18 protein-coding genes and 1 tRNA gene are annotated in these 21876 nt (G+C 47.5%); 11 read left to right on the forward strand and 8 right to left on the reverse strand.

Annotated elements, in window-relative coordinates; all coding sequences use genetic code 11:
- Nucleotides 1-316: 316 nt before the first annotated feature.
- On the reverse strand, nucleotides 317-1849 hold the full coding sequence (locus ACFS25_RS19375; RefSeq protein WP_381504292.1) for a DUF4394 domain-containing protein: 1533 nt from the start codon (nucleotides 1847-1849) through the stop codon (nucleotides 317-319).
- Between the two features lie 161 nt (nucleotides 1850-2010).
- Nucleotides 2011-3510, reverse strand: a complete 1500-nt coding sequence (locus ACFS25_RS19380; RefSeq protein WP_381504294.1) for a capsule assembly Wzi family protein — start codon at nucleotides 3508-3510, stop codon at nucleotides 2011-2013.
- A gap of 142 nt (nucleotides 3511-3652) precedes the next feature.
- Here ACFS25_RS19380 and ACFS25_RS19385 point away from each other — a divergent pair, with 142 nt between their 5' ends.
- Entirely contained in the window at nucleotides 3653-4471 is an 819-nt protein-coding gene (locus tag ACFS25_RS19385; RefSeq protein WP_381504296.1) for an aldo/keto reductase, read from the forward strand.
- Between the two features lie 20 nt (nucleotides 4472-4491).
- On the opposite strand, the gene ACFS25_RS19390 is transcribed toward ACFS25_RS19385, so the two are convergent.
- Nucleotides 4492-5271 carry a Nif3-like dinuclear metal center hexameric protein gene (locus tag ACFS25_RS19390; RefSeq protein WP_381504298.1) on the reverse strand — a complete coding sequence of 260 codons (780 nt, stop codon included), beginning with the start codon at nucleotides 5269-5271 and terminating at the stop codon, nucleotides 4492-4494.
- Between the two features lie 594 nt (nucleotides 5272-5865).
- On the opposite strand from ACFS25_RS19390, the gene ACFS25_RS19395 reads away from it, so the two are divergent.
- The 8 genes from ACFS25_RS19395 to ACFS25_RS19430 all read left to right on the forward strand — a co-directional run bounded on the left by ACFS25_RS19395 (nucleotide 5866) and on the right by ACFS25_RS19430 (nucleotide 14160).
- Nucleotides 5866-7251 carry an MATE family efflux transporter gene (locus ACFS25_RS19395; RefSeq protein ID WP_381504300.1) on the forward strand — a complete coding sequence of 462 codons (1386 nt, stop codon included), beginning with the start codon at nucleotides 5866-5868 and terminating at the stop codon, nucleotides 7249-7251.
- Between the two features lie 275 nt (nucleotides 7252-7526).
- Entirely contained in the window at nucleotides 7527-8807 is a 1281-nt protein-coding gene (hflX, locus tag ACFS25_RS19400) for a GTPase HflX (protein ID WP_381504302.1), read from the forward strand.
- A 58-nt stretch (nucleotides 8808-8865) separates the two neighbouring features.
- Nucleotides 8866-8937 (forward strand) — tRNA-Arg (locus ACFS25_RS19405).
- A gap of 205 nt (nucleotides 8938-9142) precedes the next feature.
- Nucleotides 9143-9973, forward strand: a complete 831-nt coding sequence (locus ACFS25_RS19410) for an alpha/beta hydrolase (RefSeq protein ID WP_381504304.1) — start codon at nucleotides 9143-9145, stop codon at nucleotides 9971-9973.
- A gap of 43 nt (nucleotides 9974-10016) precedes the next feature.
- Nucleotides 10017-11468, forward strand: a complete 1452-nt coding sequence (locus ACFS25_RS19415) for a GDSL-type esterase/lipase family protein (protein WP_381504306.1) — start codon at nucleotides 10017-10019, stop codon at nucleotides 11466-11468.
- A gap of 106 nt (nucleotides 11469-11574) precedes the next feature.
- On the forward strand, nucleotides 11575-12477 hold the full coding sequence (locus ACFS25_RS19420; protein ID WP_381504308.1) for a helix-turn-helix domain-containing protein: 903 nt from the start codon (nucleotides 11575-11577) through the stop codon (nucleotides 12475-12477).
- A gap of 83 nt (nucleotides 12478-12560) precedes the next feature.
- The gene (locus ACFS25_RS19425) at nucleotides 12561-13427 is read left to right on the forward strand and encodes an oxidoreductase (protein WP_381504310.1); all 867 of its coding nucleotides are present in this window, start codon (nucleotides 12561-12563) and stop codon (nucleotides 13425-13427) included.
- 322 nt (nucleotides 13428-13749) lie between these two features.
- A complete protein-coding gene (locus ACFS25_RS19430) occupies nucleotides 13750-14160 on the forward strand; it encodes a hypothetical protein (RefSeq protein WP_381504312.1) in 411 nt (136 codons plus the stop codon).
- Between the two features lie 87 nt (nucleotides 14161-14247).
- Here the strand turns inward: ACFS25_RS19430 and egtD are convergent, their stop codons facing one another.
- From egtD to ACFS25_RS19455, 5 genes are all read right to left on the reverse strand, one after another.
- The gene (gene egtD / locus ACFS25_RS19435) at nucleotides 14248-15225 is read right to left on the reverse strand and encodes an L-histidine N(alpha)-methyltransferase (protein ID WP_381504594.1); all 978 of its coding nucleotides are present in this window, start codon (nucleotides 15223-15225) and stop codon (nucleotides 14248-14250) included.
- Nucleotides 15222-16433: an ergothioneine biosynthesis protein EgtB gene (gene egtB / locus ACFS25_RS19440; RefSeq protein WP_381504314.1), complete on the reverse strand. Its 1212-nt coding sequence runs from the start codon at nucleotides 16431-16433 to the stop codon at nucleotides 15222-15224. Before egtB ends, egtD begins: the two co-directional genes overlap by 4 nt.
- Before the next feature lie 76 nt (nucleotides 16434-16509).
- Entirely contained in the window at nucleotides 16510-16782 is a 273-nt protein-coding gene (locus tag ACFS25_RS19445) for a UBP-type zinc finger domain-containing protein (protein ID WP_381504315.1), read from the reverse strand.
- 134 nt (nucleotides 16783-16916) lie between these two features.
- Nucleotides 16917-18578, reverse strand: coding sequence for an FAD-dependent oxidoreductase (locus ACFS25_RS19450; RefSeq protein ID WP_381504317.1), 1662 nt, complete (start codon nucleotides 18576-18578; stop codon nucleotides 16917-16919).
- Between the two features lie 42 nt (nucleotides 18579-18620).
- On the reverse strand, nucleotides 18621-20030 hold the full coding sequence (locus ACFS25_RS19455; protein WP_381504319.1) for a sensor histidine kinase: 1410 nt from the start codon (nucleotides 20028-20030) through the stop codon (nucleotides 18621-18623).
- An 82-nt stretch (nucleotides 20031-20112) separates the two neighbouring features.
- Between ACFS25_RS19455 and ACFS25_RS19460 the strand changes: the two genes are divergently transcribed.
- Together ACFS25_RS19460 and ACFS25_RS19465 are read left to right on the forward strand one after the other, a co-directional pair.
- Nucleotides 20113-21021: a ChaN family lipoprotein gene (locus ACFS25_RS19460; protein WP_381504320.1), complete on the forward strand. Its 909-nt coding sequence runs from the start codon at nucleotides 20113-20115 to the stop codon at nucleotides 21019-21021.
- An 83-nt stretch (nucleotides 21022-21104) separates the two neighbouring features.
- Nucleotides 21105-21869: an SDR family NAD(P)-dependent oxidoreductase gene (locus ACFS25_RS19465; protein ID WP_381504321.1), complete on the forward strand. Its 765-nt coding sequence runs from the start codon at nucleotides 21105-21107 to the stop codon at nucleotides 21867-21869.
- The last annotated feature ends 7 nt before the right edge of the window (nucleotides 21870-21876 follow it).

Here is a 21876-nt window from a genome sequence, read left to right on the forward strand (position 1 = left end):
AAGACGAGGAAGAACTTCGGCAAAGAAGAAAATACCTGCTCAAATTTGAGGTACTAGGCTCAGGCAAAGTAGCTGCTCAAATGAACAAGTAAACATGTTCATTATCAGGGACTAACGTTTGAGGAGACCAATGTATCAAAATGATTCCATCAACAAACGTATATAGACTATTATTTCTTTTTGCTTATTCTTTACCCTTGCTTCAGAAGTTTTATCGGAAGGCTTATTTTACACTGAATAAGTACAGCAGACACCAAAAAAAACGGTCTCCCTTGTTCATCACAAGGGAGACCGTAGAGCACTAGAGACGGATAAATCAGAAACCTAAGCCGAGAGCAAATCCGCGAATGATAGGGTTTCCTGGCAGTAAAGCACCAGATGTAGAGGCACCATTCATTAGGTTGATGGTATAAATCCGCGTTGATCCATTAGACCGCAGCAAGGCGTAGGCCGTGCCCGATGTACCACCAATATCAAACCCGTTGGCACTTTCTGCGGTGAATCCCAGCGAACCCACAGGTACAAGCGTACCAGCGTTTGGTGGCGTTTGCTGGAAAAGCATTGCCATATTCGTTTGGGTATCAATGTTATACAATGTGGTTGTGGTTGCCCCAGCGAAGTTGTTGGTATAGGCCGATGCCGTCACATTCGGCATCCCCGGATTCAGGGCACCATCTATAGCAGCTACGGCACCATCATTCGGATTTAGGCGCAGATTCTGCCCCGTATTGGTAGTGACCCGGATACGATCGACAGTGGGGTTGAAATCGAAACCAACGTCATTACCTGACAATAGTGTACTAAGTGGGCCAGTTCCAACCAAAGCAGCAGCCCCGCTGGAGGCATTAATTGTGTAGAGCCGACTGGTGCTGCCAATGGCATATAACTGACCATTAACGGGCCGAAAATCAATACCATAAATCATTTCGCCCGATTGAAGACCTGTGATGGTTTTCGTGATTGGCGATGGATTCATCGGATTAAAAATGAGCAGATTATTCGATCCATCGATGGCATAAGCAACCGGCTCAGTTGGAATAGCCAAGCCAATAATTGTACCCGGCAGATCACCTAACTTCTGCAAACGACCCGTCGAAAGATTGATTTGTTGCAGTTCAGAACTGCCATTAAACGTTACAGCGACTAATCCATTTCCATCGGGAGCAATATCAAAACCAGCCGCACCGGTAATGTCCAAGCCGAGCGGACCAACGTCGGTTAACGTACCGTTATTTGGTGGATTTTGGATATACAGCCGATCTGTTGCGGGGTCGATATCATACAGTGTGGTCGTTGTTGCACCCGCGCGGTTGTTAGTATACGCAACCGCTGAAATCATAGCACCTGATACGCCATTAATCGACCCATCTACGGCGGCCACGGTACCTGTTTCGGGGTTAAGTCGCAGATCCTGCCCATTATTACTAACAAGCCGAATACGGTCAACAGTGGGGTTAAAATCCAACCCTATGATCATACCAGCAACACCTGGTGTAAATTGGGCAGTTGTGAGCGGGCGGGCTTCTCCCGTTGCCGGGTTAATAACAAACAGACGGCTCATGTTGCTCACGCCATAAAGTTGTCCGGTAGCAGGCCGAAAATCAATTGACAACATCCGCTCGCCATTCTGAAGTCCCGCGCCGGTGATACCTATTGTTGCCAGGGGCGCATTTGAATTTCTAATGTTTAAACGTAGCAGTTGATTGGCATCATTCAGGGCATAAATGGTAGCATCAGGCAGGGTAGCTGGATTTGGGGACAGGCGGTGGTCCTGACAGGCATTGAACGTCAGTAAAGAGCCAATCGCCAACAAGCTACCGACATTACGAAGGCGTCTTTTGTAAAGCATAGTCATAGTTTTCTATCGTCGAAAATTATCAGGGATAAATCGAAAGGATACTTGTGACAATACGTTGGTGATTCCAGCTTGGATTTATTCTGATTAAAAAAAGATTAAATTTTTATTAAAATTTAATTAAATGAAACATCAAAAAGTTGCTGCTGAACAACTTACCACACCTTCTTCAAACTGACGTAACTACCAAAGCTGTCGGGTAATAACTCGCCCCGGTCAAGAGCCAGCGACGTTGTAAGCAGCATGCCGGGCCATTTATTGATAGGCCACTGAGCAGCCAGCGATGTGGATAACTGATGAAATACTTGTGGATAAGGTTGTTTATACGACCCAAAATTCCGGCTGTAGGATAGGCGAGTCGTTACTGTTGGACCCCGCCGAAACGTGCCTATTGCGCCCAGATACCAAGCCACAACCCGGTTGTTCGGGTAGTATCCATTACCGGCAAATCCATTGCCTATGGCTGGTGTCAGATCGGCGCGGGGCATGATAAACGGCGTTCCAATTGTGCGCCCGCGATACGACCAGCCCTGAATGTACTGGCTATGGTTGAAGTAATTGTCGGCCCCCTGATACCGGGCTGTTGGATCAAAGGTTGGGCCGCTTTGGTCGGTGGTACTCAGCCATTCGAGAACAACACGCTGAAATCGAAAACGGGAATTTTTGATTGAGTGGTTTAGATAACGTAAACCCGTTAATCCATCAGGTACATTCTGCAACGCCAGCCCCGACGCGTCATCATACATATGCTGATGATAGAGCAGCCAGTTACTCTTGTCGCCCTTCCACTCCAGAGCCGCGTCGTAGCTCCCAACGTGATTTCCTAGCCGGTTGGTGCCATCGAAACTCGTGAATCGGGCATTTTCCAACGCATCTGGATAGATACCAATTACGAGCGCTAAATAGTCCTGAAACGACGTAGACAGATGCCCATTCACCGCCAGCGGTGTTCCAATCAGGTAATCGGCATGGCCACCCCACTGCACCTGATGATTCAATCCACCATAGAATCGAACGCGCCAGTTTGGTTTGCCGATGCGACCATATAAATATTTCTGATGGAGATAACCTCCTTGAATGTACGAGTTTATGAACCATCCGTGGGCATATCCCGCCCGGAAGGCAAGGAGTTTTTTGGTAAAACCCAAGGGCACAAAATCTGGTGTATGCAACTGTATTTTCGGAAAAGGCATAGCATTGCCTGACCAGGCCACAAAGCCCGATGTCAGTAATGTATCACCCAATCCGAATACTTCACGCCGATTACCTCCATACAATTCCAGATACTTAAAACGCACTTTTATATATGCATCAGGCAACAGTACAGCAGGGTTATCTGATGTTGGCTTGGGGCCAGCATTCGCAACGGCATACAGGCCAAACCCCCAATCAAGACGGGATTTGTGCTTGATGGTCGAATCCGATCTGGGTTTGTAATCTCGTACTATCCCGAGCCGAGTCGTTCCAAACGAACCCCGTACCGGAACGGTGTTGTACTGATTGGTCCGCAGCCAAAAAGGGCTTTGTGGCGATGACGTTGCCAATCCGCCAATCTCAACGGAGTACCGCAATGCACCCGCCGACGAAAGCGGTTGTGCACAGGACAATGACCGACCCACCAAAAGAAGACCCGTAAGCAAATACAGTACCCGCATAAGTTACTAAACTGATAAAAAACTAGTATGGACAGGCAAACATACGGCACAACAGTTAATAGAGTTTGCTTACTAACTTATTGGTTCTCCAAAACATCTTGTCTACGTTTTCAATTACTATACTATGCAACAACCGTAGCATATGACTATACCATCCACTACGCTTAATAATGGCGTCGAAATGCCTTTATTAGGTATCGGCGTTTATGCCCCCAGGCAGATTGATGAAGTTCGACCAGCTATCGAATGGGCGCTTGAAGCAGGCTGCCGATTAATTGATACAGCAGCCGCCTATGGCAATGAACGCGAAGTGGCCGATGCCATCCGGTCAAGTGGTATCCCGCGAAGCGATATTTTCATTACTACTAAAGTGTGGAACGATGACCAGGGCTATAATCGCACGCTACGGGCTTTTAACCGAAGTTTGGAACGCCTTGGACTCGATGTTGTAGACTTATATTTAATTCACTGGCCGATAAAGCAATACCGACACGAAACCTGGAAGGCCCTCGAAAAAATTTACACCGACGGACGTGCCAGAGCCATTGGGGTCTCAAATCATTATCCGGCACATTTAGATGAGTTGCTGACCGAAGCGTATATTACACCGGCTGTTAATCAGTTTGAGTTCAGCCCTTATTGTTATCTGCCTGATGTACTGGATTATTGCCGCCATAAAAACATCCAGCACGAAGGTTACGCGCCCCTGGTGCGGGGCCAGAAACAGAACGATCCAAAGCTGGTTGTGTTGGCCGAGAAATACGGTAAGTCAACCTACCAACTCTTGATAAGGTGGTCGTTGCAGCATGGAGCCGTTACGATTCCAAAATCAGTGAAGCCCGAACGTGTCCAGGAAAATTTCGACGTGCTCAACTTCAGCATCTCCGACGAAGACATGGCTCTGATGAATACATTTTACGACAACACCCGCGTAGCCGACGACCCCCGCGGAATTCAGTAGTTTGTCTTTGGGCTAACCGATTATAACTTACTGATTACTGTCGGTTCGTGAACAATGCACTCGATAGACCAGCGTTCGCCCAGTAAATCGGCCAACGCCCGAAGGCCCCATACCTCGCTTCGGCGGTGCCCAACGGCAATAACAGCAATCCCGGTTTCATCTACCGCTTGCTGACCGGGTTTGCGGTATGACCCTGTCAAATACAGATGCGCACCCCGTTCGGCAGCCTCTCGAACAAGGGCATCAGTCATGGCCCCAACTACGGCAATTCGAGAGCTGGTCGTCTGCCATCCCGCAGCCCCACTGCCTGCTTCGGCCCGGTCATAACCCCCAAATATACCTTTAACGGTCGTGAGCCAATAATCAAATTCCTGTTCAACAACGTCAATAAGCATACCGATGGGACGCTCGGGCAATAGTGTACCGTCTTCGGTCGTATCCTGTTTATAACCAAGTGGCTCCAACGCGCCCGTAGCTCCTATCCGCTTAGCCAGTTGGGTGTTATTCCCCATTGTCAATGTCTCATCAAAGGGCAGATGATGGGACAGAATACCAATATCCGGTGGTAAATTAGCCAAGTCGAGTTGCCACGGACGATGCAGCCAAAGTGCGTCAACCTGCGTTTCGTTGACCCAGTCAGATAGCTTAGGGAACGGCTCTAAAGCTAGCCCAAGCCGCCTGATAGGCCGTTTTGAGGGGTAATAGATACCTCCCTTCTCAGCATCTGGATAGCGACTGGCAGCTAATTCATTTTGCAGATAATCATTAATATCATTTAGAAAAAAAGGCGAGGTGTCCATAGGTAGCTTAACTTTTTACACACTGGATAGTTTGTTGGTGCGGAAACTGACTTTACATACTGCGACTCTGCTCGACGGTTTCATTGCCCGCGCCAGTGGCGAAATCGACGGGTACGAAACTACACCAAATCTGAGTCAACTTGATTACAGGGGCGCACATTCTACACATCGGTCGATACCACATTTATAGGAAATTCGACCTATTGACCTGTTTACTAATTCGGCCCAATTTAGCAAAGAATGAGTTATTTGAAACAGTCCTTGTTCAATTGACATACATTCCCATTATTGCCAATTGAGCATGGCAGATTGTTTTCTTTAAGCAACTTTTATTTTGTCCGAACGACCGTTTACTCAAACACTGTAGGTTTCTTGAAGAAGAATATCGTAGGTTTGTACCCTTAACTGCGACCGCAACGGTGGTCCGACAACGCCCATGATTTTCCTCGCTTAAGAACCCACGCGGTTTTTCTTCTCCAGATTTATGCCATCCCCGATGCAACGTGTCGGGCTGTTTAGGTGGTCATTCTCGTTTTTTCATCTCATTCATACGCTGCCAATAGCCGTCGGGTTATTGCCTATCTTTTTGTTTCAATGACCAAATTCTTTCGGTTATTCATGACCGCACTGCGCGGTTCAGAAACCAATTTCACGTCTGGCAGCATCAATCGGGCTATCTTCCTCTTATCAGTTCCAATGATTTTGGAGATGGTGATGGAATCGCTGTTTGCGGTTGTCGATGTATTTTTCGTTGCTAAAATCGGTACGCAAGCCATTGCCACCGTGGGGCTGACTGAATCTGTCCTGACAATTGTATATTCCATTGCCATTGGCTTGAGTACAGCGGCTACGGCATTGGTCTCTCGCCGGGTCGGTGAGAAAAACCAACGCGGAGCAGGCACGGTAGCCGGTCAGGTGATTCTCGTGTCAATAATGCTGGGGCTCATTATGGGCGTAGTTGGTTTTCTATTTGCCGAAGACATCCTGCGACTGATGGGTGGTGATGAAAAACTCATTGCTAACGGAGTGAGTTTCACCCGGATGATTTTCGCCAGTTCACCCGCCATCATGTTGCTTTATACCCTGAGCGGTTGTCTGCGCGGTTCGGGCGATGCGTCCGTAGCGATGCGGTCGCTGTGGTTAGCTAACGGTATCAATATCGTGTTATGCCCGGTGTTTATTTTCGGGTTAGGACCATTCCCTGAACTTGGCGTTATGGGATCGGCAGTAGCCACTACCATTGGCCGCACAATGGGTGTTTTGTACCAACTTTACGCTCTCACGCGTGAGAAAGGGACAATACAGGTTCTCCGGTCAGATGTTTCACCCGATGTAAGCCTTATTCGCCATCTACTCAGTTTAGCCATTGGTGGCACCAGCCAGTTTTTGGTAGGCTCGGCCAGCTGGATATTCCTGACGCGGATTCTGTCAACATTTGGCAGCGACGTTGTAGCGGGTTATACTATCGCTATTCGTATTATCGTGTTCACCATTCTGCCATCGTGGGGTATGGCCAACGCGGCTGCTACCCTGGTTGGGCAGAATTTAGGGGCTGGTCAGCCCGAACGTGCAGAAACCTCCGCCTGGCGGGCAGCTTTCTGCAACATGCTCTTTTTGGCAGTTGTCGGCGTCGGTTTTTTCCTGGGAGCTACGCCAATTGTTGGTTTGTTCGACAACAATGTCCAAGTTGTAGCCGTGGCGGTAGAATGCCTTCGGGTATTTTGCCTGGGCTACCTGTTTATGGCCTATGGCATGGTCCTGACTCAGGCACTTAATGGCGCGGGTGATACCCGAACCCCAACACTCATCAACATTGTGTGCTTTTGGGTTGTCGAGATACCGCTGGCTTATACGCTTGCCCATACCCTAAATTGGGGGCCACCGGGCGTATTCTGGTCGGTGGCAATCAGCGAAACGTTGCTGGCTGGTATAGCCGTTTGGTTTTTCCGTCGGGGACGCTGGAAAACGGTTCATGTGTGATGCTAATTTGATTTTACATGATTACTTGGTTCATTTTTGACAGATTACAGGATTTGCAGGCAGGCCGCTAGTGCGAATTTATGCCAGACGATATCTTGTAAATCTCGTAACCTGTTCAGAAAAAGCAAACTTGTCCTGAGCCTGTTTCTGCGGATTCACTACCGAAACTTTTACCCAATATGACCCGTTATAATTTACAGGCTTATTGCTTTTTGCGCATGATTCAGTTAGTCATTCGCACAGTATAAACTGACGAACAACCTTTACTAATTTATATGGTCGATACGCATAAACCACCCGAAACCGCTGTGTTGGTCGCGCTGATTACGCAAAAGCAAACGGCCGACCAAACAAAAGATTACCTGAACGAATTGGCCTTTCTAGCCGAAACGTCGGGTGTTACAACGATTAAATCGTTTACTCAACGACTCGAACATCCCGATAACCGTACGTTTGTTGGAAAGGGCAAACTGGAGGAAATCCAGACATTCATTCTCGACAATCCGGTTGATTGCGTCATTTTTGATGATGATCTAACGCCGTCTCAGGTACGGAATCTGGAAGATAGTTTTAAGGATATTAAGGTGCTTGACCGCAGCCTTCTTATCCTGAATATTTTCTCAATGCGGGCACAAACCGCTCAGTCTCGGGTACAGGTTGAACTGGCTCAGTACCAGTACATGTATCCTCGTCTGACCCGGATGTGGAGCCACTTAACCAGCCAGAAAGGTGGCGTGGGGATGCGTGGACCGGGAGAGAAAGAGCTCGAAACTGACCGCCGGATTGTGAAAGACAGGATTTCGTTTCTAAAGGAGAAACTGGAAAAGATTGATAAACAAAGCGTTACACGCCGAAAAGAACGTGACCGTTTAGTGCGTGTGGCCTTAGTGGGATACACCAACGTAGGAAAATCGACGCTTATGCGCACCTTGGCGAAGACCGATGTGTTTGCCGAAAATAAGCTGTTTGCTACGGTCGATTCGACGGTTCGCAAAGTAACGTTCGGAAATATCCCATTTCTGTTGACCGACACTGTTGGCTTTATCCGTAAACTGCCAACGATGCTGATCGAGTCGTTTAAATCGACACTCGATGAGGTTCGCGAAGCCGATATCCTGATTCACGTTGTCGATGTATCGCACCCGAATTTTGAGGAACAGATTGAAGTCGTCAACGCTACACTAGCTGACATCAAAGCTGCCGATAAACCCATGGTGCTGGTTTTCAACAAAATGGATCGGTTCTCACCGAAAGACGCATGGACGGAAAAAACCGAATTACCGGACGAGGACGAGGTGTTCAACGGCTCTGAAGAGGTGATGATTCCGGTAGCGGTGCGCCGACAAACCGCGTTGGAGTACCTCAAGAAAACGTATCTGGCCCAAAAAGCAGACTATGTAGCGTTCATCTCAGCCGAAACCGGCGAGAATGTGGGTGAACTGCGAGAGTTACTTTATGACTTAGTAAAAGAGAAGCATTACTTCATTTACCCCAACTGGGTCAGCATACCCCTCACCAATTCGGCAGAGGAGTTTGGCGATGGTTTGGCCAGTTGACGGATTTTAGGCAATTTTGCAGTTACAAGCGAGCGGTCACGTTGACCGCTCCTTTTTTGGTCTCGTAGTTCAACGGATAGAATAAGCGTTTCCTAAACGCTTGATACGGGTTCGATTCCCGTCGAGACTACCCATTTTGTATAAAGCCCTATACGTTACGTATAGGGCTTTATCTATGCAACTAGCATGAGAAATACCCTATCCTACCCTTAACGATAAAAAATCAACCTATAACTGAAGATTACTATTCACTTTCCCCAAAAATAATCACCCCGAAAGGGTAGTGATAACGATAAATCTCCTTATTTCATGAGCATCTCGTAATTTACACTCTCATGAATTTTCTTCGTGCTTTATTCATTGCCGGAATTTTAGCAACCATCAACCTATCCGTTCAGGCGGCTAAAGTCGATACCGTAGAAACCTATAGTTCGTCTATGAAGAAGACGATCAGAGCGGTCATTGTAACTCCAGACTCTTATTCAATTGGGCAGGATTTTCCGGTGGTGTACTTACTCCACGGCTATGGTGGCAATTATAGTGATTGGGCAAAAAAGGTGCCCGCCCTCGGTAATGCTGCCGATACACACAAGATGATTATCGTTTGCCCGGATGGCAATATTGGCAGTTGGTATTTCGATAGTCCGGCTGACCCCTCATTCCGGTATGAAACCTATGTTGCCGATGAGTTAGTAACCTGGGTTGATGGGCATTATAAAACTATCAAAAATCGAGCGGGACGAGCTATCACAGGCTTGAGTATGGGAGGTCATGGCGCGTTGTATCTGGCATTTAGGCACCAGACTGTTTTTGGTGCAGCCGGTAGCATGAGTGGCGGGGTAGATATTCGGCCTTTCCCCAACAATTGGGACATGGCCAAACGCCTGGGTACATATGCTCAGTTTCCGGAACGATGGGAACAAAATACCGTCACTAATTTACTCTACTTACTCACGCCGGGAGCCTTGTCGTTGATCATTGATTGTGGTACTGAAGATTTTTTCTTTCGCGTTAATAATAACTTACACGATAAGTTACTCGAGCGAAATATCGCCCATGATTACATCACCCGGCCCGGTGGTCATAACTGGAATTACTGGACGAATGCGGTAACATATCAATTTCTGTTTATGCGACAGTATTTTGACAAACCAAGACCTAATTAGCTTTTAGAGTACCAAAAGCTAGATTCCAGATTTTTTCCTCAAAATGAATACCTCACCCACTGATTCCATGAAACGGTATTATTTCTGCTTTCTTTTCATTCTATGTTACCCGCTGTTGTCTCCTTATGCATATGCGCAAAATAAGGTTCGGATTGCTTGCATTGGAAACAGCATTACTTACGGTCATGGTCTTACAAATCGGGAGCAGAATTCATATCCCGGACAATTACAAACCCTGTTGGGAGCCAACTATGAGGTGATGAATTTTGGGGTGAGTTCCAAAACAATAATTCGCAATGTTGATAACTCGTATGTGGACACACCTGCTTATCAGCAGGCGCTGAAAAGCAACCCCGATCTGGTTTTCATTAAATTGGGAACGAATGATAGCCGCTTGCCCTATCGCTTGCAGATTAATAGGTTTGTGCCTGATTATAAACTACTTATTCAAACAATTAAAGCCCTACCAACGCACCCACGAATTATCTTGCTGTCGCCGGTAGCTTCTTTCCTGACAGATACGACGCGGCAAACCGATCAGGCTATTTCCGCATTGGTTATCCCACGAATCCAGCAGGTGGCCTTTGACGAAAAATGTGAACTGATTGATTTACACGCCTTATTCATTGATCATCCAGACTACTTTCCTGACAAATTACACCCTGATTCACTGGGTACAGCAGTCATTGCCAAAAGACTTTATGAAGCGGTGATCAGTCAGGAAGAAAAGGGCTTCGACTTCTTTAAAACAATAAACGAACCCGTTAAAGTCTCGTCTTTTTACGGCTACGACTGTGCCGATTTTGTGCTGGATGGACGGGCCTGTAAAGTGGTTAAACCGCGAAGAGCCGCCAAAGGGCTGCCCTGGATATGGCGGGCGCGGTTCTGGGGTCATGAACCGCAAACCGACATTGCACTCTTGGATCGTGGGTTTCATGTCGTGTATTGCGATGTGGCCGAACTGTTTGGAAACGCTCAGGCAATTACCGCCTGGAATAACTTTTATGCGTTTGCCCGGAAAGCGGGTTTAGCCCCTAAAGTAGCTTTGGAAGGGTTAAGCCGCGGGGGCGTTTATATATATAATTGGGCCGCTGCGAATCCGGAAAAAGTAGCCTGCGTGTATGCCGATGCACCCGTACTGGATCTCAAAAGCTGGCCGGGTGGCAAAGGAAAAAGTAAAGGCAGTCTGGCAGATTGGGAGATTTTCAAAAAAGACTACGGGCTGATTTCTGAGGAGCAAGCCTTAGCGTTCACAGGCAATCCTATTGATAAAGTAGCCGACATTGTAAACGGACATTATCCACTGTTGCATGTGGTGGGCGACATAGATGAGGGCGTTCCGGTAAGTGAGAATACGGCTCCTTTTGAGGAGAAAGTAAAGGCACTGGGCGGGCAAATTCAGGTGATTCACAAACCCAACATCGGCCATCATCCCCATAGTCTTCCCAATCCAACGCCCATTGTCGATTTTATTCTGAACGCTACACACCCGTAATTGCAATTCGCACTGTTTCCTGCTGTGGGCTATAACTACCGTTCAAGGGGTAGAACCAGAATTTTGGCTATGATTGATCCTGCTTTGAATTTCGTAAGTTTACGACATGGCAAAGACCCAGACATTAGAAGATTTCTATCAATATAAATTCAATTGGCTACCGGATAATCTGCAACAGGATATTGGGCATTTTAATACATTTCGGCTGGACGATTGTCTGGGGCCGGGTGTTGCTCCAGTACAATATAGCCGCCGGGATTTTTACAAAATCAGCCTTATACGTGGTAAGAACATATATCACTACGCCGATAAGAGCATCGAAAGCGACGGGTCTACACTTATCTTTTTTAATCCGCAGGTTCCGTATGCCTGGGAGTCGGCATCAGACGACACAACCGGCTTTTTCTGTATTTTCAAGGAAGCCTTTTTTACCGAAAAAATTCGGGGAAACCTTAGTGAGTTACCCATGTTCGCTAATGGAGGGAAACCAGCCTATCTCCTCGACAAACGGCAGGATGACTATGTAAGCCAGTTATTTCAGAAAATGATTGATGAGATCAAAGGTGATTATCGGTTTAAATACGATTTGCTTCGCAATTACGTAACAGAACTTATTCATTATGCGCTCAAACTGCAACCCACAGAAACGCTGCTCCAAAACCCAAACGCTAAATCCCGGATTACAGCCGTCTTCACTGAGCTACTGGAACGTCAGTTTCCCATCGAATCACCGTCTCAACGGTTTAAACTGCGATCAGCCAGCGATTTTGCCCAGCAATTATCGGTGCATGTAAACCATTTGAACCGGTCTATCAAGGAAACAACCGGCAAGACGACGACCAATCATATTGCGGAACGGTTGGCGAGTGAGGCCAAAGCGTTGCTGCGTCATACTGACTGGAATATATCTGAAATCAGTTACAGTCTCGGCTTTGACGAACCAGCTCATTTCAATTACTTTTTCAAAAAACAAACGAGTATAACTCCTTCTGCTTTTCGGATTGTTTGAATTTAGTAAGTATTGGTTTGGATACCGCAATGTCCTTTCTGCCTAAGCCAACTAATTTTGCTCTCACTAAAAAGAGCAAAATTATGGATACGAAAAAGGTTTGGTTTATCACAGGAGCATCTAAAGGGCTTGGCCTCAGCCTCGTCAAACAAGTACTGGCTAAAGGATTTAAGGTAGCGGCTACATCCAGGAATATTGACGACCTACGCCGGGCAGTTGGAACATATAATGACAATTTTCTGCCATTGACCGTTGACTTAAAAACAGAAGCTAGCGTTAAAAAGGCTATTGACCAGACGATTGGGCAGTTTGGTCAAATTGATGTCGTGGTTAATAATGCCGGATACGGTTTGTTGGGTAGTATTGAGGAACTTACCGATCAGGAAGCCCGCGAAAATTTTGACATCAATGTGTTCGGCTCTATAAATGTCATCCGTAGCGTTATGCCGCATCTGCGGGAACAGCGTTCCGGGCATGTAATCAACATCTCGTCTATCGGTGGCTTCACTGGAGCTTTTCCTGGTTTTGGCATTTACTGTGCAACCAAGTTTGCGGTAGAAGGTCTTTCGGAGTCTCTGTCTGCCGAGGCCAAGTCTTTTGGCATTTATGTTACGGTCGTAGAGCCCGGCTATTTCCGAACCGATTTTCTTACGGCTGGTTCATTGGGCGTTCCTGCACACCCCATTGCTGCGTACCAAGAAGTAAGGGATTCACAACAGGCGCACCAAAATGCGATTAACGGTAATCAACCGGGAGATCCTGAAAAAGCGGTCGAAGCGCTCATTCGGATTGCGGAAGAACAAAACCCGCCCCTTCATTTATTTCTGGGTCAGGATGCATACGACATGGCTTATGAAAAGATAAATGCCGTTAAAACTGATTTAGAGAACTGGAAGAGCGTCACCGTCTCAATGGGTTTTGAGGCACAAGACAGTACGGTTGCGGTTTAGTTTACGTCAACTAGAAGTAGTCAGTCTTTCAAAAAACCTATCTGCCAAAACCCAGAAGCTGGGCGCATTGCTTACTGTAGACGTGATTCAGTGTGTTAAGCTGATCTACAGGCAGCTAGTAGAGTAGACATTAAGCTGCGAACGGTTGGCGTTGGGTCGATACCAGTGTCTTTGTACAGAACACCGTTTCAAAAAATCAACTTTAGCAGGAAAATTATGTTAACAGGCTATACATGTGTGTAATCTGGTCAATAGCTTGTGATTTCAAAGGCAATCGGCCAGTTAACGCGCTACATGTCCAGCGTTGACACTGCAAAAAACAATGAGAACCGAAACGATCTACGAATTATTGACAACGGCCATCCATGAGGTCATTACCGAACCCTGGACAATAGCTGAACTCAATATCCAATACTTGGTATCGAGCAAAGAAGCGGAATGCGATGGTACTTATCTCGATGCTTCCGGGGAAGTTCAGATATTGTCGACTGAATTTCCTGATGAAGTTATAGAAGCGCTCCCGGAACTGTTTACAAATCGGGCTAACGAGGGACAGTCACCGGCCAATAGTTTACAGATAACGATCTCTTTTGAAGGACGAATTGCCGTTGACTACGACTGGGATCAGGAGCTTCAGGATGAAGACGAGCATTTCATAAAGGGTGGAACCGTGAAGGAATGGGTACAGATACGTAAAGAAAAATACGGTCTCTCACCCGAACCGTTGGACTAATTCCAGCTACTTGTTTAATTAAAAAGTCTCGGTTTTGATGGCCGTATACAGCTATCAAAACCGAGACTTTCTGTCTAAAAGTCTCTACTAGCGCTCAAAGACCACATCAGCAAAATAGCCTTTGCTATCGGTGAACCAGCCCGTCATCGAAAAGCCCGTTTGCTGGGCCAACTGCTCAATTTGCATACGGGTGAATTTGCGCGAAATCTCCGTATGAATAATTTCGCCGTGTTGGAAGGGAACCCGCATATCCAGCGCTTTAATTTCTACGGCCTGCGCTTTCTGGCTAACTAAATACGAACGGGCTTCACCAGTTTCGGGATTGTACGTTTCGTAATGGTCAAAAGTCGCCAGATCGAAATTAGCGTCGAGTTCACGATTAATTCGACGGAGAAGATTCAGATTAAAAGCCCGCGTTAACCCCTGCCGATCATTATAGGCCGTATGAATTACAGCCGGGTGTTTTTGCAGGTCGAAACCTGTCAAGATTAAATCACCGGGTTGAAGGCGGTTGTAAAGTTGTTGATAGAAGTCTACTGCTTCGTCGGGCGTGAAGTTGCCAATATTAGACCCCAGGAAAAGGACAACTTTTCGACTGTTGGTTTCATTGGAAAGATGCTCAAGTGCGCTGAAATAATCATCATGACGCGGATTAAGCTGCAAATCAGGCCATTGCCTACGCACGTCGATAACCAAACCCTCCAGCGCATCGGCTGAAATATCGACCGGCGCATACGTAAAGTCAACATGCTGACTTTCGAGAAAAGCCAGCAAAATTTTCGTTTTCAATCCGTCACCAGCCCCTAGTTCGACCAAATCGAACGGACGATTGTCCGGCGTGAACTGCCGGAGAAAATCGGCTTTGTACGTATCCAGAATTTCGTACTCCGACCGCGTCAGGTAATAATCCGGGGAGTGCATAATTTCCGCGAAAATTCGACTTCCTTCTGCATCGTAGAAAAACCGGGAAGATAGACGTTTGGGTATTGTCTGCAAGCCCGCTCGCACTTCCTCAACCAGGGCTGGATCAACCTCATTACTAATCGTTAGTGGTTCCGACGTCATGGATTCACTAAACGTATTCCGGTAAACTGCCATCGTTTGTCTGGTTGAAAAAAATTGCGGTAAGTTGGCCGGGAATGACCTTCGGGCGTAGCGACTGATGCCCCTCGCAAAACCATCTGCCCACTCATAAATTTACCATTATATTCACCTACGGCCCCTACAGCAGTTATGAAGCCGGGATAAGGCAGATAAGCGGAATTTGTCCACTCCCATCGTAATCCCCAATTGAGTTGTTGTGAGGATAAGTCCACGGCGGCCAAATCCACGGCGGCAACTTCCCATTCAAATTCGGTTGGTAGACGCTGTTCTTTCCAACGCGCGTAGGCATCGGCTTCATAATGACTCACGTGGCAAACCGGAGCATCCAGATCGACAAGTTTGAGCCCGTCGAAGGTGTAACTCCACCATTCACCATCAACCTGATGCCAGTATAATGGTGCTTTTATGTCATGCGCTTTTACCCACGCCCAACCATCGGAAAGCCAATGCCGAAAGTTTTGATAGCCGCCCGATTCTATGAAAGCCAAATACTCTTCGTTTGTAACCAGACTACCGGCAAGCGTCGTTTTATTTAGGTATACCTTGTGCACGCCCACTTCATTGTCGAAGTAGAACGGCTCATTATTCTGACCATTAGTCGTTTGATAACCAACCCTATAAATTCCTTCGTCGATTACGATAGGCTGGCCGGAAATCTGCGCCTGATGCTCACGAATAGGCATCTCGATGGCAGGCAATAAGGGATTGTGGCCCAGAATATATTTAATGTCGGTAATAAGCAATTCCTGATGTTGCTGCTCGTGGTTCAGGCCAAGTTTAACCAGCGCGTAGAGTTCGGGCGATAGATCCGTAGTATCCAAGAACCGGCTCATCTGTTCGTCTACGTAAGCGCGGTAAGTATACACGCCCGCTACCGTTGGACGACTGAGATTTCCCCGGTCGGTGCGGAGTACTCGCTTCCCAACCGTCTCGTAATAGCTGTTGAAAACGTAGCTGAAATCTTCGTGAAAAATGCGATAATTGGGTGCATTTGGCACTAACACAAACGTTTCCCAAAACCAGGTTGTATGCCCCAAATGCCACTTGGGTGGGCTGACATCGGCGACAGGCTGCACCACATAATCCTCAATTTCGAGACCACGGCATATGGCTTCGGAATGCAGCCGCACGCGGTAATAGTGCTCGGTAAGCGTTTGTTCGGCAATCATTCACTAGTTGTCGTTATAAGTTGTCTTCAGTCTATAGACAATTCTACCTCTAAAAACACAAAACGACAACTCTTGTTCAATAAGTCACCATTTGTTCGTCAATATAACACCAAAGCCACCGTTCGCCCGGTTCAGACGAGACAACAACGGGGTGACCACTCGCGTGAGAATGCTTGGTTGCATGCTGATTGGGCGATGAATCGCAGCAGAGTGTTGTACCACAGGTTTGGCAGGTTCGCAGGTGTACCCAGGAGCCGCCCGTTTTGACGCATTCTTCGCAAAGGTATTCCTTTGCAACATGGATTTCCGTCAGTGCGGACAGGTGAGAACAGATAGGTTTTTTAGACATACGTGTAAAGTAGGCAGTTCGCCGTTGCGATGGAAACCCGCAATTTTACGCATTTTTACTGGATAGGGCTACTTTCCACCGCAACAGCGAACTGGACATAATTTTAGTATTGGCGGATTTCTACCCGCGCTACGTTAATTTTCAGCTAAATATTTGTGAACAAAACTCACGGCCATTGCTCCTTCGCCCACAGCTGATGCAACACGGTTCATGGCTCCGGCCCGCACATCGCCAGCCGCAAATATACCCGCGCTACAGGTTTCGAGCGCAAACGGTTCACGCGGGTATCGCCAGACCTGTTTAAAATCGGCATATTTAGCTAAGTCCCGTCCAGTGGCAATAAATCCCTTCGGATCTTTAATAATGTCCATCTCAATCCAGTCGGTCAGGGGTTTGGTACCGATAAAAATAAACAGGCCTGCAGCCTCCGCGGTCCGGCGTTCCTTGGTATCCATATTTTCCAGAACCAGACATTCCAAACGTTCCTTACCTAATCCCTCTACCACTTCGGTACAGCCGAGTACGGTAATGTTTGGTGTCTTTTCAATCTGCTCAATCAGGTACTGCGACATGCTTTCTGACAGGTCAGGCCGACGTACACAAATGAACACCTCAGAGACCGTTCGGGAGAGGTACATGGCCCCCTGCCCTGCCGAATTCCCTCCACCGACAACGTAAACCGGCTGGCCTTTAAAGGCAAACGCTTCAGTGGTAGCCGCGCCATAATACACGCCCGCGCCAGTAAATTTCTGGAGACTTTCGTTTTCCAACTGGTGGTAGGAAACGCCCGTGCTAAGTATGATGGATCGCGCCACAACTTCGCTGCCGCTACCCAAATTAATGTGTTTATACTGCCCCTGCGATGTAATGGAAATTACCTCCTGCGGAGCCAGAAACTCTACCCCAAATCGCTGCGCCTGGGTAATGGCTCGGCGGGTAAGGTCGGATCCACTCAGGCCATTCGGGAAGCCAAGGTAATTTTCGATACGTGAACTTGTTCCGGCCTGCCCACCAGGAGCCCGTTTGTCAATCAAAATCGTTTTTAGTCCTTCAGAGCCACCATACACTGCTGCCGCCAAACCAGCCGGTCCAGCACCGATGATTGCCAGATCATATAATCCTTCGGACGCTTTGGGTTGTAACCCCAATTTTGCCGCTAAATCGGCTAAACTAGGCTGCTTAAGCACCGTGCCATCTTCGAGTAGTATAGCAGGTAAATCATTCGTACTCAGGCCATGCAGATCGAGAAGATCCTTTGCCTGTGAATCGCTCTCAATGTCAAGCCATTGGTAAGGAAATAGATTGCCCGCCAGAAAATCCTTTAACTCATGCGAACGGGGCGAAAACTGATAACCAAGTAGTTTTAAGCCCTCATAAGCCGGTCGATAGTCGGCGAGCCAATCGCTTAGCAGATCGTCTAGTACAGGGTATAGTTGTTCTTCGGGTGGGTCCCAGGGCTTGGCAATATAATAGTCCAGTTGTACCTCGTTGATGGCCCGCACAGCCGCGTCAATATCGGAGTAAGCTGTTAGCAGAACACGTTTGGCACTCGGGTAGAACTGGCGTGCCTGCTTTAGAAACTCGACACCAGACATGTCCGGCATGCGCTGATCAGATAAAAAAAGGGCAACTTCTTCCCCTTTTTTCTTTAATTCGGGCAGCGAATCAATCGCTTCGCGGGCCGAACTGGTACAGAGAATACGGTATTTCTTTCGGTACTGCTGTCGCAGATCGTGCTGAATGGCCTGCAATACTTGCGGATCGTCGTCGATGGAGAAAATAATGGGTAGTTTCATTGATAAGAAGGGAGAGGTGATTAAATGAACAGCAACCCAGTTTTATTGAGTAGGTAAACAGACACTGAACTCTGTGTGGCCCGGTTCTGACTGTACTTTTATGGACCCGTTATGGTGCTTAATAATGCCCTGAACTATATCGAGGCCGAGACCAGTGCCTTTCCCTATTTCTTTGGTTGTAAAAAATGGCTCAAATATTTTATCACGTATGTCATCTGGAATACCAGTTCCGTTGTCGATTACTTTTGTCAACACAAAATCCACCCCATCAGAACGTCTATCGGGTTGACTGTTGATTTCGAGTTTACCGCCGTCGGGTAAAGCGTCAATGGCATTGTCGATTAGATTTGTCCAGACCTGATTTAATTCACCCGGCCAGCCACAAACAGCGGGCAGATCGTCAGCAATGGTCAGGGTTAGAGCAATATGCTTACTCTTGACTTTATGAGCCAGCAAGGTAAGTGTATTACGAATACCTTCGGCGAGTGGAATTTGTTGCTTGCCCACCCCCCGGTCCATATGCGTGTAATTTTTGATCGAGTTAATTAGGGTAGAAATCCGTTTAGAGGCCTCGCTAATATCGAAGACCAGCTTTTCGGCCACTAAATTGTTGACTAACCAGTTGGCTACGCCCGCCAGGTTTTCATCGCCAATTTTTTCCAGAATCCACTCCAGATCGTCTACCGTAAAGCTATAATCAACCAGTGGTCCAGCCAGATCCATACTGTCGTCAACACCATGATCGTCGAGCCAATCAGTAATATCATCTTCCAGAGTCGTTCGTTCGAGTAACGTTAGTTGGTGCGTATCGGCAGCTAATTGCTGGTCTATTTTCTTAAAAAATACCACCGTCACACAGTCCACCTGCTCGGCGGTTAGCTGAAGATTCATAACCGCCTTGAACGCTTCGGGTGTGGCTCGCAAATGTGTCTTGAGCGTATCCACCGAGCGGACAACAGCGGCCACGGGATTGTTCAGTTCGTGGGCCAGTCCCGCCGACAGTCTCCCAAGCGAGGCCATCTTCTCGTTTTGCTGCGTCAGTTTTGTATAATCCCGAACGCGGGTTGTCATCTGATGAACCAGAGCTTCCGTCAGTTCGTAGCAATTTTGGGCCAGCCCACGCAAATCGTCGCGATGAAGTTGAAGTAAACGGGCTGGTGTCTCGGCCACTATCCGATTAGGAATGCTTGTCATCCGCGAGAATGGCAGCACGCCCAAAAAGGAGTAAGGGCCGTAGGTAATCAGTTCGTCGCTCGGTCCATTGGCACCAGAATCTATACGAATGCGGCCATCCAACAGCAACAGCAAGTAATCAACAGGTTCATTGGGCTTGTAAAGTACGGCCTCCTTTGGATACGATACCTCTTCGGACCGGTCGATAAGCCATTGAAGTTGCTCATCCGGGATAGTTGCCAAAGCCGGAAATTGGTGCAGAGTTTCTAATAAGTTCATAGAAAGGAAGGCATTAACAGACAGACGGGTAACCAATTGTGGCTCTGAATGGTTACAGCATTGCTTATGAACCACCTAGCTGATGCGCCTTACCCTATTGCTGCTTTGTTTTCTGGCCTTCTCTTTCCGACCCGATAAACCCGCTTACCGACTCTATACGCCAAAACTAAAAGCAACTACGTATGCCAAGCTGCTTCATCAGGCGGCTGAAGCTGACGTGATTTTGTTTGGCGAGTTACACAACAACCCCATCTGCCATTGGCTTGAGTTTCAACTAACAAAAGACTTACAGGCCGCAAAAAAAGGTAATCTTGTGCTTGGTGCCGAAATGTTCGAAACCGATAATCAAACGGCGCTCAGCGACTATGTGCAGGGACGAACCACCTCTAAAGAACTAGCTACGCAGGCCCGACTCTGGCCCAACTACGACACCGATTATAAACCTATTGCCGACTTCGCCCGGGAGCAGCATATTCCGTTTATTGCGACGAATATCCCGCGACGTTACGCCCGATTGGTCTCGCGGCAGGGATTGTCGGCCCTTGATACATTACCCGCTGAGGCTAAACGTCAGATAGCACCGCTACCAATATCTGTTGACCTAACCCTGCCCGGCTACACAGCCATGATGAACATGATGGGGGATAATGAAGGAAAGTCTGGTGCCAATCCGCACGGCACCCAGACGGACATGACAGCTAATTTTGCGCGTGCTCAGGCGATTAAAGATGCCACGATGGCTTATTTTATTCGCCAAAACTGGAAACCGGGGCAAACGCTATTGCATGTCAACGGTGATTATCACTCCAAGAATTTCGATGGTATTGTCTGGTATCTGCGGCAGCAACAACTAACAAGCAGCGCCCGACCGCTCAAAATTCTCACCATATCCTCCGTCGAATTAGCCGACATTGAAAAGCCTACAACTGAAAATCGTAATCTTGCTGATTTCGTTATAGCGATACCTGCCGACATGACTAAAACATATTAAGACTATTAGCTACGATTTAAACGCTCAAAAGTATCGTTTTTGGTTTGCTGTTTTTGTAAGTTACCTACAAATTCAACTAGCTAATGATTAGGGACTTGCTCAACTTATCAGGAAAAAATGCCCTCGTAACGGGATCAAGTCAAGGAATTGGGAAAGCCATTGCACTGGCACTGGCAGAATTTGGAGCCAACATACTGGTGCATTATCGAAGTGATAAAGACGAAGCGCAAGCTATTGCCAATGAAGCCAAATCTTTTGGGGTAAAAACAGCCATCGCTGGCGTTGATTTGGCACAGCCCGATGCAGCCGATGATTTGTTTCGTCAGGCCGGTGAGCAATTTGGGTATATCGACATCTTGGTTACCAACGCATCGGTACAACTACCCAAACAGTGGCACGAAACCACAGCCGACGAATTTGATGAGCAAGTTGACACCAACTGGAAATCTACGTTGCTACTCATGCAACGCTTTGCACCGGGTATGACCGAGCGCGGGTGGGGCCGGATTCTTACCATTGGCAGCGTTCAGGAGGTAAAGCCCCATCCAACCATGATTGTCTATGCAGGTACCAAAGCAGCCATTGCCAATACAGTTCGCAATCTTGCTCTGCAACTTGCCGACCAAGGCGTTACAGTCAATAACCTCTCGCCCGGTGTTATTAAAACGCCCCGTACCGAGCAACCAATACCCCCAATTCCTAACCGCATAAGTCAGCGGATGGTTATTCCAATCGGCTCCGCAGGCCAACCCGAAGACATTGCTGGTCTGGCTGTTTTGCTCTGTTCCAACGCGGGCCGCTACATTACGGGACAAACGATTTTTGTGGATGGCGGTATGGGCTTATAACAATGCC

Origin of the sequence: Spirosoma flavum (assembly GCF_042686045.1) — a bacterium.
Classification (GTDB): Bacteria; Bacteroidota; Bacteroidia; order Cytophagales; family Spirosomataceae; genus Spirosoma; species Spirosoma flavum.

Coding starts and splice junctions, on each gene's coding strand:
- ACFS25_RS19375 (WP_381504292.1), bottom strand. CDS start 1,849: ATGCTTTACAAAAGACGCCTTCGTAATGTCGGTAGCTTGTTGGCGATT.
- ACFS25_RS19380 (WP_381504294.1), bottom strand. CDS start 3,510: ATGCGGGTACTGTATTTGCTTACGGGTCTTCTTTTGGTGGGTCGGTCA.
- ACFS25_RS19385 (WP_381504296.1), top strand. CDS start 3,653: ATGACTATACCATCCACTACGCTTAATAATGGCGTCGAAATGCCTTTA.
- ACFS25_RS19390 (WP_381504298.1), bottom strand. CDS start 5,271: ATGGACACCTCGCCTTTTTTTCTAAATGATATTAATGATTATCTGCAA.
- ACFS25_RS19395 (WP_381504300.1), top strand. CDS start 5,866: ATGACCAAATTCTTTCGGTTATTCATGACCGCACTGCGCGGTTCAGAA.
- hflX (WP_381504302.1), top strand. CDS start 7,527: ATGGTCGATACGCATAAACCACCCGAAACCGCTGTGTTGGTCGCGCTG.
- ACFS25_RS19410 (WP_381504304.1), top strand. CDS start 9,143: ATGAATTTTCTTCGTGCTTTATTCATTGCCGGAATTTTAGCAACCATC.
- ACFS25_RS19415 (WP_381504306.1), top strand. CDS start 10,017: ATGAATACCTCACCCACTGATTCCATGAAACGGTATTATTTCTGCTTT.
- ACFS25_RS19420 (WP_381504308.1), top strand. CDS start 11,575: ATGGCAAAGACCCAGACATTAGAAGATTTCTATCAATATAAATTCAAT.
- ACFS25_RS19425 (WP_381504310.1), top strand. CDS start 12,561: ATGGATACGAAAAAGGTTTGGTTTATCACAGGAGCATCTAAAGGGCTT.
- ACFS25_RS19430 (WP_381504312.1), top strand. CDS start 13,750: ATGAGAACCGAAACGATCTACGAATTATTGACAACGGCCATCCATGAG.
- egtD (WP_381504594.1), bottom strand. CDS start 15,225: ATGACGTCGGAACCACTAACGATTAGTAATGAGGTTGATCCAGCCCTG.
- egtB (WP_381504314.1), bottom strand. CDS start 16,433: ATGATTGCCGAACAAACGCTTACCGAGCACTATTACCGCGTGCGGCTG.
- ACFS25_RS19445 (WP_381504315.1), bottom strand. CDS start 16,782: ATGTCTAAAAAACCTATCTGTTCTCACCTGTCCGCACTGACGGAAATC.
- ACFS25_RS19450 (WP_381504317.1), bottom strand. CDS start 18,578: ATGAAACTACCCATTATTTTCTCCATCGACGACGATCCGCAAGTATTG.
- ACFS25_RS19455 (WP_381504319.1), bottom strand. CDS start 20,030: ATGAACTTATTAGAAACTCTGCACCAATTTCCGGCTTTGGCAACTATC.
- ACFS25_RS19460 (WP_381504320.1), top strand. CDS start 20,113: ATGCGCCTTACCCTATTGCTGCTTTGTTTTCTGGCCTTCTCTTTCCGA.
- ACFS25_RS19465 (WP_381504321.1), top strand. CDS start 21,105: ATGATTAGGGACTTGCTCAACTTATCAGGAAAAAATGCCCTCGTAACG.